This window comes from Flavobacterium sp. GL_143, from assembly GCF_057834355.1.
This window is the reverse complement of the sequence record NZ_CM174401.1, coordinates 4,386,456-4,400,839: the sequence shown is the minus strand read 5'-3', so window position 1 is coordinate 4,400,839 and position 14,384 is coordinate 4,386,456. Positions and strand designations below refer to the sequence as shown.

Here is a 14,384-nt window from a genome sequence, read left to right as displayed (position 1 = left end):
CTCTGCTGTTAGTTCAAATAATACAATTAAGTAAAACAGAGTCTCGTAGCTCAGCTGGTTAGAGTACTACACTGATAATGTAGGGGTCGGCAGTTCGAGTCTGCCCGGGACTACTTTTTTAGAGTTGTGAATTGATAATTATAAATTATGAATTTAAAACAAAAGAAAAGACTGTAAACTTAAAAAAAAAAGGAAATTTTAGAAGTTGAAAGATTAAGAATGATAAAGTTCATAATTTTTAATTCACGATTTTTAATTTTTAATTAAAATGGGGGATTAGCTCAGCTGGCTAGAGCGCCTGCCTTGCACGCAGGAGGTCAACGGTTCGACTCCGTTATTCTCCACAAAAAGCTATAAGCCGTAGGCTAAAAGCTTAATGCCTAAAGCGTAAAGCCTAAAGCATAATAAAGTTCATTGACATATTGAGATAAGAAAATAATAAAAAGTAGAAAGCATTTTTTATTGAAAGTAGTGATACAGACGATAAAGAAAACGGTCTTGATTTATCAAGACTGGTACAATAAGCAAAATAAGGGCGTATGGGGGATGCCTTGGCTCTCAGAGGCGATGAAAGGCGTGATAAGCTGCGAAAAGTTACGGGGATCGGCACACACGACTTGATCCGTAAATACCTGAATGGGGCAACCCACTATGTTGAAGACATAGTACACCGATAGGTGGGCAAACCCGCTGAACTGAAACATCTAAGTAGGCGGAGGAGAAGAAAACAAAAGTGATTCCGTAAGTAGTGGCGAGCGAACGCGGATTAGCCCAAACCAATGTTGTTACGGCAAGATTGGGGTTGTAGGACCACGACATTTCTTGCACAAAGAATTAGAATCTACTGGAAAGTAGAACCATAGAGGGTGATAGTCCCGTATAGGTAATGAGTGTAAAGGATAGTGGTATCCTGAGTAGGGCGGGGCACGTGAAACCCTGTCTGAATTTGGCGGGACCATCCGCTAAGGCTAAATACTCCTGAGAGACCGATAGTGAACCAGTACCGTGAGGGAAAGGTGAAAAGAACCGTGAATAACGGAGTGAAATAGATCCTGAAACCATACGCTTACAAGCGGTCGGAGCCCTTTCGTGGGGTGACGGCGTGCCTTTTGCATAATGAGCCTACGAGTTAACGTTGCTGGCAAGGATAAGTGGTTAAGCCACGGATCCGTAGCGAAAGCGAGTCTGAATAGGGCGCTTTAGTCAGTAGTGTTAGACGCGAAACCGTGTGATCTACCCATGGGCAGGTTGAAGCTGTGGTAACACACAGTGGAGGACCGAACCGGTTGACGTTGAAAAGTCTTCGGATGACCTGTGGGTAGGGGTGAAAGGCCAATCAAACTCGGAAATAGCTCGTACTCCCCGAAATGCATTTAGGTGCAGCGTTGTGCATAAAGTTATATAGAGGTAGAGCTACTGATTGGATGCGGGGGCTTCACCGCCTACCAATTCCTGACAAACTCCGAATGCTATATAATGTTTCACAACAGTGAGGGCTTGGGTGCTAAGGTCCAAGTCCGAGAGGGAAAGAACCCAGACCATCAGCTAAGGTCCCCAAATATATGTTAAGTTGAAAGAACGAGGTTTGTCTGCCCAGACAGCTAGGATGTTGGCTTGGAAGCAGCCATTCATTTAAAGAGTGCGTAACAGCTCACTAGTCGAGCGGACGAGCATGGATAATAATCGGGCATAAACATATTACCGAAGCTATGGATTTTGACTTAGGTCAAAGTGGTAGGGGAGCATTCTAACAGGGTTGAAGGTGTGTCGTAAGGCATGCTGGACTGGTTAGAAAAGAAAATGTAGGCATAAGTAACGATAATGCGGGCGAGAAACCCGCACACCGAAAGACTAAGGTTTCCACAGCTATGCTAATCAGCTGTGGGTTAGTCGGGACCTAAGGCGAACCCGAAAGGGACAGTCGATGGACCACGGGTTAATATTCCCGTACTACTTATTACTGTGATGGGGTGACGGAGTGATGAAAGCGCCGCGAACTGACGGAATAGTTCGTTGAAGTACCTACCTATAAGCTGCGCAGGCAAATCCACGCGGCTTGGGGAAATACGATAGTACTCGGAGACTTCGGTCAAAGAGATAGTGCGCCTAAGGGCTTCCAAGAAAAACCTCTAAACTTCAGGTAATAAGTACCCGTACCGCAAACCGACACAGGTAGTCGAGGAGAGAATCCTAAGGTGCTCGAGAGATTCATGGCTAAGGAATTAGGCAAAATAGACCTGTAACTTCGGGAGAAAGGTCGCCAGCAGCAATGCTGGCCGCAGTGAAGAGGTCCAGGCGACTGTTTATCAAAAACACAGGGCTCTGCAAAATCGTAAGATGAAGTATAGGGCCTGACACCTGCCCGGTGCTGGAAGGTTAAGAGGAGATGTTATCTTCGGAGAAGCATTGAATTGAAGCCCCAGTAAACGGCGGCCGTAACTATAACGGTCCTAAGGTAGCGAAATTCCTTGTCGGGTAAGTTCCGACCTGCACGAATGGTGTAACGATCTGGACACTGTCTCAGCCATGAGCTCGGTGAAATTGTAGTAGCGGTGAAGATGCCGCTTACCCGCAGTGGGACGAAAAGACCCTGTGCACCTTTACTATAGCTTAGTATTGACCTTGGATAAATGATGTGTAGGATAGGTTGGAGACTGTGAAGTGGCGTCGCTAGGCGTTGTGGAGTCATTGTTGAAATACAACCCTTTGTTTATCTGAGGCCTAACCCCGCTCAAGCGGGGGACATTGCTTGGTGGGTAGTTTGACTGGGGTGGTCGCCTCCAAAAGAGTAACGGAGGCTTCTAAAGGTTCCCTCAGTACGCTTGGTAACCGTGCGTAGAGTGCAATGGCATAAGGGAGCTTGACTGAGAGACATACAGGTCGATCAGGTACGAAAGTAGAGCATAGTGATCCGGTGGTTCCGCATGGAAGGGCCATCGCTCAAAGGATAAAAGGTACGCCGGGGATAACAGGCTGATCTCCCCCAAGAGCTCATATCGACGGGGGGGTTTGGCACCTCGATGTCGGCTCGTCACATCCTGGGGCTGGAGAAGGTCCCAAGGGTTGGGCTGTTCGCCCATTAAAGTGGCACGCGAGCTGGGTTCAGAACGTCGTGAGACAGTTCGGTCTCTATCTACTGTGGGCGCAAGAAATTTGAGTGGATCTGATTCTAGTACGAGAGGACCGAATTGGACAAACCTCTAGTGTATCTGTTGTTCCGCCAGGAGCACCGCAGAGTAGCTACGTTTGGAAGGGATAAGCGCTGAAAGCATATAAGCGCGAAACCCACCACAAGATGAGATTTCTTTTAAGGATCGTGGGAGATGACCACGTTGATAGGCTATAGATGTAAAGGCAGTAATGTCATAGTCGAGTAGTACTAATAATCCGTAAGCTTATGTACGCTTTTCCAGCCCCCTAACCCCCGAAGGGGGAACAAAGGGGCTGGGAGAAACTTTCTAAAAAATACTTTTTTCTTTATCTCAGTGTGTTAAGATATTTGCTCGACGCAGAGCAGTTGATGGTTAATAGTTGATAGTTGCTGGAGAAATCCATCAACCGACAACGAAAACCCAACAACTAACAACCTTAAGGTGGTTATTGCGGCGGGGCTCACCTCTTCCCATCCCGAACAGAGTAGTTAAGCCCGCCTGCGCAGATGGTACTGCAGTTATGTGGGAGAGTATGTCGTCGCCTTTCTTTAGAATCCTCATCAAGTAATTGATGAGGATTTTTTTTTGGCTTAACTTTTTGGGATTTGTAGAGATGAGAGTAATTAGGTAAAAAATACCGCAAAGAGCGCAAAGGATTACGCAAAGGTTCGCGAAGTTTAATCAATAGCTTTGCGAACCTTTGTGTTTTTCTCTTTCCTTACTTTGCGGTTAAAATGGATCAATTAGTAGCTCGACAATCTAAAAAAGCTTTGTGTTAGTATCTTGTGAAAACCCTTCGTTCCTCAGGATGACAAGACTGTGGTTGTTTTAATAGCAAAATAAACGCAAAGGATTACACAAAGGCTCACAAAGTTTTGTAAACCTTTGCGTTTTTTTATTTCCTTACTTTGCGGTTAAAACCGGAAGTATTATTTATGCTAAAAGACTTTACTAGATACTGTAATCTAAATTGATTTATATGCTAAGTTTTCTTTTGAACTCTCCGGTTTTATAATCTTACTATTAGCAACAATATTATTCTCCATGAGTAAAATGACAAATCGTAGACTCAGCTGCATATACATATAAAGATATATAATTGGAATATTTATTCCAATTGTATATCTTTGTCACATCATTATATTGTTATGACAAAAAAAGAAAAAATACTAGCTGCCACTTTAAAACTCATCGTATCGAAAGGAATAGACAATACTCCAATGTCTGAAATTGCTAAAGAAGCAGATACAGGAATGGGAACGATTTATAATTATTTTTCTACTAAAGAGGTATTGATAAACGAACTTTACTTCCATCTTAAAGTAAAAGAATCTGAAATCATCATTGATGGATATGATATCACACTTTCTGTTAAACAACGTTTTATCCATTTATGGAGGAAAATGGTTGATTATTTTATTCAGGAGCCCATGGATTTTTTGTTTTTGGAGCAATTTTATTATTCGCCAACTATAGATCCCGCTGCAAAACATAAGGGTGGATTATATGTGAGGGAATTAGATCAAGTCTATCTGGATGGGCAAAAACAGCAATTAATAAAAGAAGGAGATATCAAAGAATGGATTGGGTTTACGAGTGGATCTTTGGTGTCACTTGTCAAATTACATCATAGTAAATACATACATCTACAGGAAACAACCATAGATAATTATATTCAGGCAGCATGGGATGCCGTAAAATCGTGATTTATAAAAATGGAATAATCATTCCATGAAATACTACAACTTTATGTTTAAGAAAAAAATAGCTTACATAGGCTCCTTGAGCCTTATTGGGATGATTACGACTGAATTTGGAGTAATTGGCATTCTACCCCAAATAGCCTCATACTATCATATCAATATTAGTACAGCCGGCTTGTTACTAAGTGCTTATGCCATAACAGTGGCTATTGCAGGTCCGTTCATGACCATGTTCACTTCTGGAATTAATCGGAAAACATTAATGGCTGTGACGATGTTGATCTTTTTACTTACCGGTATTGTATCTTCCTTTGCTCCACCTTTTTGGTTATTAATGGTCGTGAGGATCTTACCAGCCTTTTTACATCCAGTGTTAGTATCAAATGCTGTTGCGGCAGCCACTAGTTCTGCAGATAAAAAAGTGGCACACCAAATGATGGCCATTGTTATGGCGGGTATAGGTATCGCAACAATTACAACGGTTCCCTTTGCAACCTATATTGCAGGGCTATTTGACAATTGGCAATTATCATTTATGGTTCAAGCATCCATTAGTTTAGTCGTGCTTGTAGCGATTATTATACTTTTGCCTTCAATGCCCATAAAAGAGAAAAAATCCTATGGGAGCCAGTTAAAAATATTGACAAAACCCACATTTTTGGTCAGCGCTTTCTTTTCATTCCTTATGATTGGGGGACTCTTTTCAACCTATAGTTATTTTGCAGATTACCTTAGCAAGGTTAATGATATGAATCCCAAGACAATTGGTTTAATGTTGTTGCTTTTCGGATCTACTGGTGTTCTTGGAAACTTTCTTGCAGGAAAACTATTAACCAAAGATATTACAAAAACTACAGCGGCTTTTCTAATCGGATTGTTGATGATCTGCATTCCGATTTATTACTCCGGAACAATGTCCTTTTCTACTGTGCTTCTGATTGCGGTATGGGGATTCTTGCAAACTCCCTGCTTTCTGACCGCACAGGCTTATATGATAGAGACTGCACCAGAAGCACCCGAATTTGCTAATAGTCTTGCGATCTCTTTTGGGAATCTGGGTATTTCTTTCGGTACGGCAATTGGCGGACTTTTTATTAATAACTATGGTGTTCAGAGCACGCCATGGGTGATGTTTGCATTCTGTACTCTAGCTTTAGTGATGATGTTGTTTAAGAAATTAATTGAAAAACATGTATGTAGAAAAAGTTAATAGTTTTCTACTATTAACTTTTTTACAATTTGCAATTACACCACTTCTTTTAAAACTTTTTCTGCAAGCATCAATAATTGATTTTATTTGTAGATACTTTAAAGATTAGTCAATTGAATACAAGTTTGTTTATAATGATAACTATTCGCATGATTCAAGTGGTATTCTGTAAATACTAAATAATTTTCTCCTTCTACTTCAAATCCTTGACCAGCAAAATAAAAAAAGGCTTGTATTGTAGTTTTTTAATCTGCTTTCAAATTCAGAAAGTAAATCCATAATATCCTGTGAATTTCTATTTGTGCTGAAAATTACATGGTAGCCTAAAATTCATTATAACCCTCTTTTAAAAAGACAAAAGAGGGCAGTATAAAATAAGTAATTAGTATTAGATAATTAGTTTAGGGGTACAACTTACCCGCTTAAAGCATTCGGAGTGCAATAAGTCAGTTCCAGAGGATAGGGCAGAGGATAACCATTATGCACGTTGCAAGCCCAACGGTTTACAATTAATCTTTATATTTGATCATTAAATTAATAAAATGAGCGAAAAAACTAAACCGTATGCCTTAATAACTGGTGCTAGCAAAGGAATTGGAAAATCTATTGCTTATGAATTAGCGAAACAGGGTTATCCACTTTTGCTTGTTGCAAGAAGTGATGAGGAATTAAAAGTATTATCTCATGATCTTCAAGTTAAATACGGCATCAATGCTCTGGTTTTATCGATTGATCTTTCGACAAATGGTGCATCGCTAAAAGTAACCGATTGGATAAAAATGAATAATTATTCAGTTGGCTTTTTAGTTAACAATGCTGGTTATGGTGTGTGGGGCGATTTTAGTCAGTCTTCTCTAACCAATCAGCTTGGCATGATGCAACTTAACATGAATGTAGTTGTAGAACTTTCACATTTATTAATACCTATACTTTCACAAGAAAAACAAGCCTACATTTTAAATATATCGAGTACTGCTGCATACCAAGCTGTACCTACGTTAGCTGTTTATTCGGCTACAAAGGCTTTTGTTTTATCGTTTACGCGTGCCTTGCGTTTCGAACTAGCGCAAACTTCAATTTCAGTAACTTGTTTTAGTCCAGGTCCGGTTGATACTGGTTTTGCTGCAAGAGCTGGTTTAGACGCTTTTAGCAAAATGGCCGAAAAGTTTAATATGCAGGCTGATGAAGTGGCAAAAATGGCAGTAAAAGCCATGTTTAACAAAAAATCAGAAGTTATTCCAGGTTTTACAAATATTATTTCGGTTTATGCCAACCGTATACTACCAAAGGGATTTATCGAAAAAATGGCTGCTGGAATTTATAAAATTTAATTTTTACAAAAAATAAATAAAAAAATATTCTTTGAAAAAAGAAAAATTATATTAAGTTTGTATTAAATTCTACTAATTCTATAGGGTATGTCAAATAAAAGAAAAAATATGTTTAATTTATCTGAAAACCGAATGCACGTAAACATGCTAATGTTTTGTTGCTGTTGTTGTTATTCTGTTTTAGATAAAATTACAAACTATATTATTTCATTTATTAAATCTATATTATCATGGTATCTTCTTATAAAACCTTTACCCTTACTGAGCAATTAACTAATGAGCAAATTGCGTTTTTTAATGAATATGGCTTCATCCATTTCAAAAAATTTATAAATCCGGAAACTGTTTCATCGATCATTGATGCCTCGAAACAAGTAGAGCAAAATTGGATTGAAAACGATCTTCAAAAAGTAAACGGTGTTCCTATTAAATACGGAAAAGATTTAGATGGTTCCCCTATTGTACAACGTTTTGCTTTTATCAATCAACATCATCAAACCTTAAGCGGTCTTTTACTTGATCCAAGATTTAATGGTTTATTACCATTGGCAGGCGATGGCGCAAGATTAGGAACTGAAGAAAAAGACGGAATGGTTTTCAATCATTATATCAACGGGCCAGAAAGTAAGTTTACTAAAATGGGCTGGCATACAGATGGATTGAGAGATATTTTTTATGGTGCAAAATTAAATCCGATGTTAAATGTGGGTATTCACTTAAGCACTTTAAAACCTGAAAATGGCGGTCTTAAAATCATTCCGGGTACTCATAAGCAAAGTATTTATCAAATGCTTTTTCGTAAAAAATACTTTTTAGATAATAAACCTGATCCTCAGGAGGTTTCTATCAATCCCGAAGCTGGAGATTTAACCATTCACGATGGCCGTTTGTGGCACAGAGTGGCAGAATCATCTATTCGTGGCGAAGAGAGTAGAAGAAGGGTTATCTATATTCCGATTATAGCTGGAAAATACGCTCCTAAAAATGAGAATAGCCCAACGGTTTTTTATCAACGTTTTGCAGGTATTGTTAAATAATTATGCTGTTTATTATCGCATTTAGTTATCTGGTTAGATCAGGTAAGCTAAAGAGTACCACAGATTTTTTTAAAAATAGTCAAAGAAAAGTAAAGCTAAAAATTGTAAAACTAGAATTGGCTATACTATCTGGCTTACAAATATTACGCTATTAATGGGAAAAGAAATACAGATTGAAGATTATAATGCAATTGCACAAAGAACATTTTCAGACCGTAAACGAACTAATATTTTAAAAAGAGCAGAACAGTTAACGATTGTATTTTTGCTTCCAAAAGTACCTAAATTCATTTCGCCAAACGTACTTACTTTAATGGGTACATTTGGTTCGGGATTCGTTTTTTTAGCTTTTGTTTTAGGTACTTATGTAACAAACTGGTATTTGCTTTTGGGTATTATCGGTTTGGTTATAAATTGGTTAGGCGATTCATTAGACGGAAGGTTGGCTTATTATAGAAATATTCCCCGACGTTGGTATGGTTTTGCACTCGATATTATTGCCGATTGGATTGGTATTGTACTCATAGGCTTTGGCTACTACATTTATGCTAAAAATGGCACACAAATAGTAGCCTTTGCTTTTGTCGCATTGTATGGCTGGTCTATTATCATCAGCCAGTTACGCTACAAAATTACAAATGAGTACAGTATAGATTCTGGCTTTGTTGGCCCAACAGAACTTAGATTTATTATTGCTTTAATTTTAATTATCGAAGTTTTATTTCATGGGTCAATTACGTATTTGGCTAGCTTAATCACTATTATATTATTCGTAATCAATACTATTGATAGCTTAAAACTTTTAAAATTGGGCGATTTAAGAGATAAAAACCAAGACTGATATGTTCAGTAAAAAATCCATTTTTACTTTTTTACGAGCACAAGTTGCGGCATTTTTAGGAGGCATTACCGATTATGGTTTAATGATTTTGCTAACAGAAGTATTTAAATTGCATTTTACTTTTTCTATTCTAATCTCCGGAACCGTTGGCGCCATTATCAATTTCAGCATTAATAGATTTTGGGTATTTAAAAATCAATCTGGTTATAGCGGCCACATCAATAGTCAGCTTTTTAAATTTGCGTTAGTTGTATTGGGAAGTATTTCCTTAAAATCATTTGGTACGCTTATTTTGCAAAAAGTATTTCAAATCGATTATAGAATCGGAAGATTAATCACGGATAGTTTTGTTTCTTATGGATTTAATTATCCGCTGATTAAATATTGGGTTTTTAGAGTAAACGAAAAAAGAATGTAATTAAATCAGATTAGCGTATAAATTATCAATTAAGTGTTTTCTATTCAACACATAGAAACATAGTCCCGAAGCTTCGGGATTAGATACCTAAAAAAGAATATAAAAAGAAACTAGTTTCTCACACATAATCAACTATGATTGTTTAAAGAAGTGAAACGCCTTTTTTAAGCGTTGTGAATCTAAGTTTCTATTGTTAAAATAACTGCAATCAGCAGATCATAAAATTCTCGTTATGAATAAATTATCATTTAAATATTTTACAAAATTACTAATCGTTATAACGATCTTAGTTAATATAATTTCTGGAAATCTATTGGCACAATCCAAAAATCCATCACCATTAAATTTTCCAACACCTAAAAATATAGAGAATATGCTATTTTACATTCAGCGTGATCCAAATACAAACACTGCTATTTATGCCATAAACTATCAGGAGAATGGAAAAATAGACAAAAGCAATCCTATAAAAGCCTATTGGATTCGATATGCTGAGAAAGGAGAAAGAAAAGATTTTAGTTACATGCAACGCAAATTTGCCTACGGAATAGAAAGTAAAACGGTAAATAATGAAGAGTTTGAGCTTCAGTTTGTATCGTATAAAAAGTTGCCTCTAACCTTGAAAAAGATAGATTCAGATCAAAAATATCATGTTTTTGTAAGTGTGAATCAGAAAAGAATTCAGGTAGAAAAAATATTTGTGCGCATTGAAGGAGGCTCTTTTTGGCTACCAAATGTGAAGTATGCCGAAGTTACCGGAATTGATGCTTCCTCAAATAAAATAATTACTGAGAGAATGTTGTTGAAATGAGATAGCTATATTTGGATACGTTAAAGGTTACCCAATCGTTCAGATATACGCAACGATAGCGCGGAAATTCTTTCCGTGCCCATTCCTATATTAATAAAAACTGGATTTTCTTTTTTTAATTTGTTATGATATATTTTGCGGGTACGGATTATAAATCCTCGAGATCGGGTCAGACTTTAAATTTAAAATTTCTCTTATTTTTTTTAAAAATATGTTTTTTTTTTTTTTTTTGAAAAAAAAGAACAACTAAAACAAATTTTTCTGTATTAAATATTAAAATATTGGTTTCATTCTATAAAATGAAACGTTTTTAAAATGTTTTGTTAATGTGTTGAATATTAAAGTTTTAAATTTGATTGTGTAAAATATGAAATTAATTAATTTAGAAATAATAACACATGAAACTAATTCTCAAAACTTTAGTAAAGAGAAAATTCTCCCTTTTTCTTTGTACATTTTTTGCTATATCATCTTATGCCCAAAAGTATAAGACAGAAATCCCTTCCCCGATCACTATACCAGATAAAGTAGAAACTCGTTTGGGTACATTAAATTTTAAAGATGGTTTTCCTGATGACAAAACAGTAGAAATAGTATATGACAATCTAGATTTTCAGCGTGGTACGCAGGCATTTTTAACTGCAATGCCTGCTGCATCATTGTATGCAATGCGCGAGGGACTAAAAAGTATTGGTGTAAACAATCAATCTGTTGCTATTTTTGAAGATCGAATGGATTCCAAAACACTTTTTTTAACAGCAAATACCGAATCAATTTATCTTGCAGGATGGCTCGATTTAAAAGATGGTCCTCTTGTGGTTGAAACCCCTCCAAACGTACTTGGTTTTGTTAATGATTTCTGGTTTCATTATGTTTCTGATATTGGAAATGCAGGACCGGATAAGGGTAAAGGCGGAAAATTCCTTTTTGTTCCACCAGATTACAAGGGAAATATTCCCAAAGGATATTTTGTTTTTAAATCTCCTACTTATGGAAATTGGCTGGTAATGCGTGGCTTTATAATTAATGGAAGCAGTAAAACTGCGGTTGATAATTTTAAGAATAAAATAAAGATTTATCCCCTGTCAAAGTCCGCTAATCCACCAAGTACAAATTTTATTAACGGGTCAGGTAAATATTTCAATACAATTCATTCTATGGATTATTCTTTTTATCAAGAAGTAAATCAAGTAATCCAAGAAGAGCCAAATAGCGCAATTGATTTGGAAACACTGGGATTGCTGGCTTCTATTGGAATTGAAAAAGGAAAGAAATTTGCGCCAGACGACCGGATGAAAAAAATACTAAACGAATCAGCCACTGTAGGAAATGCAACTGTTAGATCTTTATCTTATAAGTCACGTATTGCTGAATTTTATTTGTTTCCAAATAGTGCCTGGGGTAATCCATTTATTGGAAACAGCTATCTTTTTGAAAATAATGGAGTTAGACTTCTTGACCCTAGAAGTATGTTTTTCTTTGCCGCAACAGGAATTACACCTGCTATGGCGATAGCCAAAGTTGGAATTGGATCACAGTACGCAGCGGCTTTTGTTGATTCAAAAAAACAGGTCTTAGATGGTAGTAAAAACTATAAAATTCATTTGCCAGCAGGAATTCCCGCAAAGGATTTCTGGTCTTTTGTGGTTTATGATTTGCAAACACGTTCGATGCTTCAAACCGATCAGCAATTTCCTAGTGTGGGAAGCCAGAATAAAGAAATTGTAATTAACACTGATGGCTCTGTTGATGTCTATTTTGGACCAAAAGCACCAAAGGGAAAAGAAAATAACTGGGTACAAACCATGCCAGGGAAAAGCTGGTTTACCATTCTTCGTTTGTATGGACCACTGCAAACCTGGTTTGATAAAACATGGAAACCCAGCGAGATTGAAGAGATACAATAACCAATGGATTTTTGTAAAAATGTTTAAGTAACTTATCTTTTGACCAATGAAAAAAATATTTTTTTTTATAAGTATTATGCTAAGTTTGGCAGCATGTAACAAAAAGGATTCTAAAGCTACTGCAGTTGGAGTAAAGGAATCTGAAGATGGTAAAAATGCGCAGGGATGGATTGAGACAGAAACCGTAAAATCAAGATTAGGCGATTTTGAATTTAAAAATGGATATCCTACCACTGAAACAGTAAAAAAACTCAATGACGCTTTTATTTATACCCGCGCCCTTGAGGTTTATATGGATCAGATGCATGCGGTTTCATGGTTTGCCGTCTGGAAAGGTGTGGCAAATGCAGGAGATGCGAAAGCAAATCAGTTGGTAATTTGGGAAACTTTAATGGATGGAGAAACTCTTTTATTGACAGGCAATAGTGAAACTGTATACGGTCTTGCAGGTATAGATTTAAAACGTGACGGACCTGTTATAGTCGAAGTTCCCCCTATGATGTTGGGAGGCTTTAGTGATATATGGCAGAACGAAATTGCAAATATAGGGCCAACAGGGATGGATAAGGGAAAAGGAGGGAAGTACGTATTGCTGCCACCTGATTATTCGGGCGCAATTCCAAAGGCGTATATGGTTTTAAAATCTACAACTTTCAAAGTGGTATTGGGTGTTCGAGGTTTTTTGCAGGATGGAAAGCCTGACAAAGCAGCTGCCTTAATGAAAACAGCCAGGATTTATCCATTATCTAAAGTATCAAGTCCGCCAGCAATGGAATTTGTAAACGGTTCGGGCAAAGAAATCAATACGATTTTTGCTGATAACGCAGGTTTTTTTGATGATCTGAATGAAATTGTACAAACAGAACCGAATAATAAATTGCAAACAAATGAACGGTTTTTACTAGCTTCAATTGGAATTGAGAAAGGAAAGGCTTTTAAACCTGATGCAGAGCGTAAAAACTTATTTAGTGATGCTGCAAGAACAGGCTCGGCATTAGCCAGAACCAATAGTTTTGCATCTTCTGATCCGGCAAGATTAGTCTATAAGGACAGAAAATGGGAATGGGCTTTTGTGGGAGGAAGTGCAACATGGGATTCACAAGGGTATGTTAATACAGACAGGCGTGCCGCTTTTGCCTACATTGCAATTGGAATGTCTCCAGCGATGGTCATGAAAATTGTTGGCGGAGGTTCTCAATATCTGTGGACACCTCGTGACGCCAAAAATAAATTTCTCGACGGAGGTAAAAATTACAGTCTGCATATTCCCAAAAATATCCCGGTAAAGAACTTCTGGTCAGTGGTTGTTTACGATTCTCAAAGCCGTTCCATGCTACGTAATGGAGAAAAATTCCCAACGGTAAGCCAATTTACGGGACCAAAAAGTAATGCAGATGGTTCGATTGATGTTTATTTTGGACCAACAGCACCAAAAGGACAAGAAAATAACTGGATTAAAACAGTCCCAGGCAAAGGCTGGTTTGTGCTGATGCGTTTTTATGGTCCCCTTGATCCATTTTTTGATAAAACATGGAAACCTGATGATATAAAAGAACTTGATTAACGAAAATATTTTGATAAATGAGACATGAGGTTACGAAGACAACTTTTTTTAATCTTTGTAAAAAATAGTTCGTAAACAGGTTCGTAAGAACCACTATAATTTAGAAATCTCCAAAGTCATTTTGATCTTGGAGATTTTTGTTTAATGGGAGTGTATGAGGTTCTGTCGCATTTATGAATAACTTTTATCTTTAGAATTTTAAAGCGATCTAAAAATGAATACTAGAGGTCATTGTTATCCAAAACCCGATCGCTCGGATATGCGCAACGATAGCGCGGAAATTCTTTCCGTGCCCATTCCTGTATTAATAAAAAATTGATTTAACTATTTAGTTAAAACCCAATCGCTCGGATATGCGCAACGATAGCGCAGAAATTCTTTCCGTGCCGTTCCTTAATATGGGACTTGTT

The 14,384-nt window shown here is 37.3% G+C and carries 9 protein-coding genes, 2 tRNA genes and 2 rRNA genes; all 13 read left to right on the top strand.

Annotated features, from left to right (window positions below):
- Window positions 1–39 precede the first annotated feature (39 nt).
- The 13 genes from AC3IPI_RS18620 to AC3IPI_RS18560 all read left to right on the top strand — a co-directional run bounded on the left by AC3IPI_RS18620 (window position 40) and on the right by AC3IPI_RS18560 (window position 13,974).
- Window positions 40–113: transfer RNA gene (locus tag AC3IPI_RS18620), tRNA-Ile, on the top strand.
- A 157-nt stretch (window positions 114–270) separates the two neighbouring features.
- A tRNA-Ala gene (locus AC3IPI_RS18615) sits at window positions 271–344 on the top strand.
- Between the two features lie 174 nt (window positions 345–518).
- Window positions 519–3,403: ribosomal RNA gene (locus AC3IPI_RS18610) — 23S ribosomal RNA — on the top strand.
- A 186-nt stretch (window positions 3,404–3,589) separates the two neighbouring features.
- Window positions 3,590–3,699, top strand: a 5S ribosomal RNA gene (gene rrf / locus AC3IPI_RS18605).
- A 601-nt stretch (window positions 3,700–4,300) separates the two neighbouring features.
- Window positions 4,301–4,858, top strand: a complete 558-nt coding sequence (locus tag AC3IPI_RS18600) for a TetR/AcrR family transcriptional regulator (RefSeq protein WP_039118570.1) — start codon at window positions 4,301–4,303, stop codon at window positions 4,856–4,858.
- A 25-nt stretch (window positions 4,859–4,883) separates the two neighbouring features.
- Entirely contained in the window at window positions 4,884–6,065 is a 1,182-nt protein-coding gene (locus tag AC3IPI_RS18595; protein WP_489154801.1) for an MFS transporter, read from the top strand.
- A 542-nt stretch (window positions 6,066–6,607) separates the two neighbouring features.
- Window positions 6,608–7,396: an SDR family NAD(P)-dependent oxidoreductase gene (locus AC3IPI_RS18590; RefSeq protein WP_489154799.1), complete on the top strand. Its 789-nt coding sequence runs from the start codon at window positions 6,608–6,610 to the stop codon at window positions 7,394–7,396.
- 230 nt (window positions 7,397–7,626) lie between these two features.
- Entirely contained in the window at window positions 7,627–8,433 is an 807-nt protein-coding gene (locus AC3IPI_RS18585) for a phytanoyl-CoA dioxygenase family protein (protein ID WP_489154797.1), read from the top strand.
- Window positions 8,434–8,587: 154 nt separating this feature from the next.
- Window positions 8,588–9,274, top strand: coding sequence for a CDP-alcohol phosphatidyltransferase family protein (locus AC3IPI_RS18580; protein ID WP_489154795.1), 687 nt, complete (start codon window positions 8,588–8,590; stop codon window positions 9,272–9,274).
- A gap of 1 nt (window position 9,275) precedes the next feature.
- Entirely contained in the window at window positions 9,276–9,692 is a 417-nt protein-coding gene (locus AC3IPI_RS18575; RefSeq protein ID WP_323491407.1) for a GtrA family protein, read from the top strand.
- Between the two features lie 232 nt (window positions 9,693–9,924).
- Window positions 9,925–10,503 carry a DUF4833 domain-containing protein gene (locus tag AC3IPI_RS18570; RefSeq protein ID WP_489154792.1) on the top strand — a complete coding sequence of 193 codons (579 nt, stop codon included), beginning with the start codon at window positions 9,925–9,927 and terminating at the stop codon, window positions 10,501–10,503.
- A 398-nt stretch (window positions 10,504–10,901) separates the two neighbouring features.
- A complete protein-coding gene (locus AC3IPI_RS18565; protein ID WP_489154790.1) occupies window positions 10,902–12,410 on the top strand; it encodes a DUF1254 domain-containing protein in 1,509 nt (502 codons plus the stop codon).
- Between the two features lie 46 nt (window positions 12,411–12,456).
- On the top strand, window positions 12,457–13,974 hold the full coding sequence (locus AC3IPI_RS18560) for a DUF1214 domain-containing protein (RefSeq protein WP_489154788.1): 1,518 nt from the start codon (window positions 12,457–12,459) through the stop codon (window positions 13,972–13,974).
- The last annotated feature ends 410 nt before the right edge of the window (window positions 13,975–14,384 follow it).

Excerpts from the sequence above, each read along its gene's own strand:
- AC3IPI_RS18600 (WP_039118570.1), top strand. The coding sequence starts at position 4,301 with ATGACAAAAAAAGAAAAAATACTAGCTGCCACTTTAAAACTCATCGTA.
- AC3IPI_RS18595 (WP_489154801.1), top strand. The coding sequence starts at position 4,884 with ATGAAATACTACAACTTTATGTTTAAGAAAAAAATAGCTTACATAGGC.
- AC3IPI_RS18590 (WP_489154799.1), top strand. The coding sequence starts at position 6,608 with ATGAGCGAAAAAACTAAACCGTATGCCTTAATAACTGGTGCTAGCAAA.
- AC3IPI_RS18585 (WP_489154797.1), top strand. The coding sequence starts at position 7,627 with ATGGTATCTTCTTATAAAACCTTTACCCTTACTGAGCAATTAACTAAT.
- AC3IPI_RS18580 (WP_489154795.1), top strand. The coding sequence starts at position 8,588 with ATGGGAAAAGAAATACAGATTGAAGATTATAATGCAATTGCACAAAGA.
- AC3IPI_RS18575 (WP_323491407.1), top strand. The coding sequence starts at position 9,276 with ATGTTCAGTAAAAAATCCATTTTTACTTTTTTACGAGCACAAGTTGCG.
- AC3IPI_RS18570 (WP_489154792.1), top strand. The coding sequence starts at position 9,925 with ATGAATAAATTATCATTTAAATATTTTACAAAATTACTAATCGTTATA.
- AC3IPI_RS18565 (WP_489154790.1), top strand. The coding sequence starts at position 10,902 with ATGAAACTAATTCTCAAAACTTTAGTAAAGAGAAAATTCTCCCTTTTT.
- AC3IPI_RS18560 (WP_489154788.1), top strand. The coding sequence starts at position 12,457 with ATGAAAAAAATATTTTTTTTTATAAGTATTATGCTAAGTTTGGCAGCA.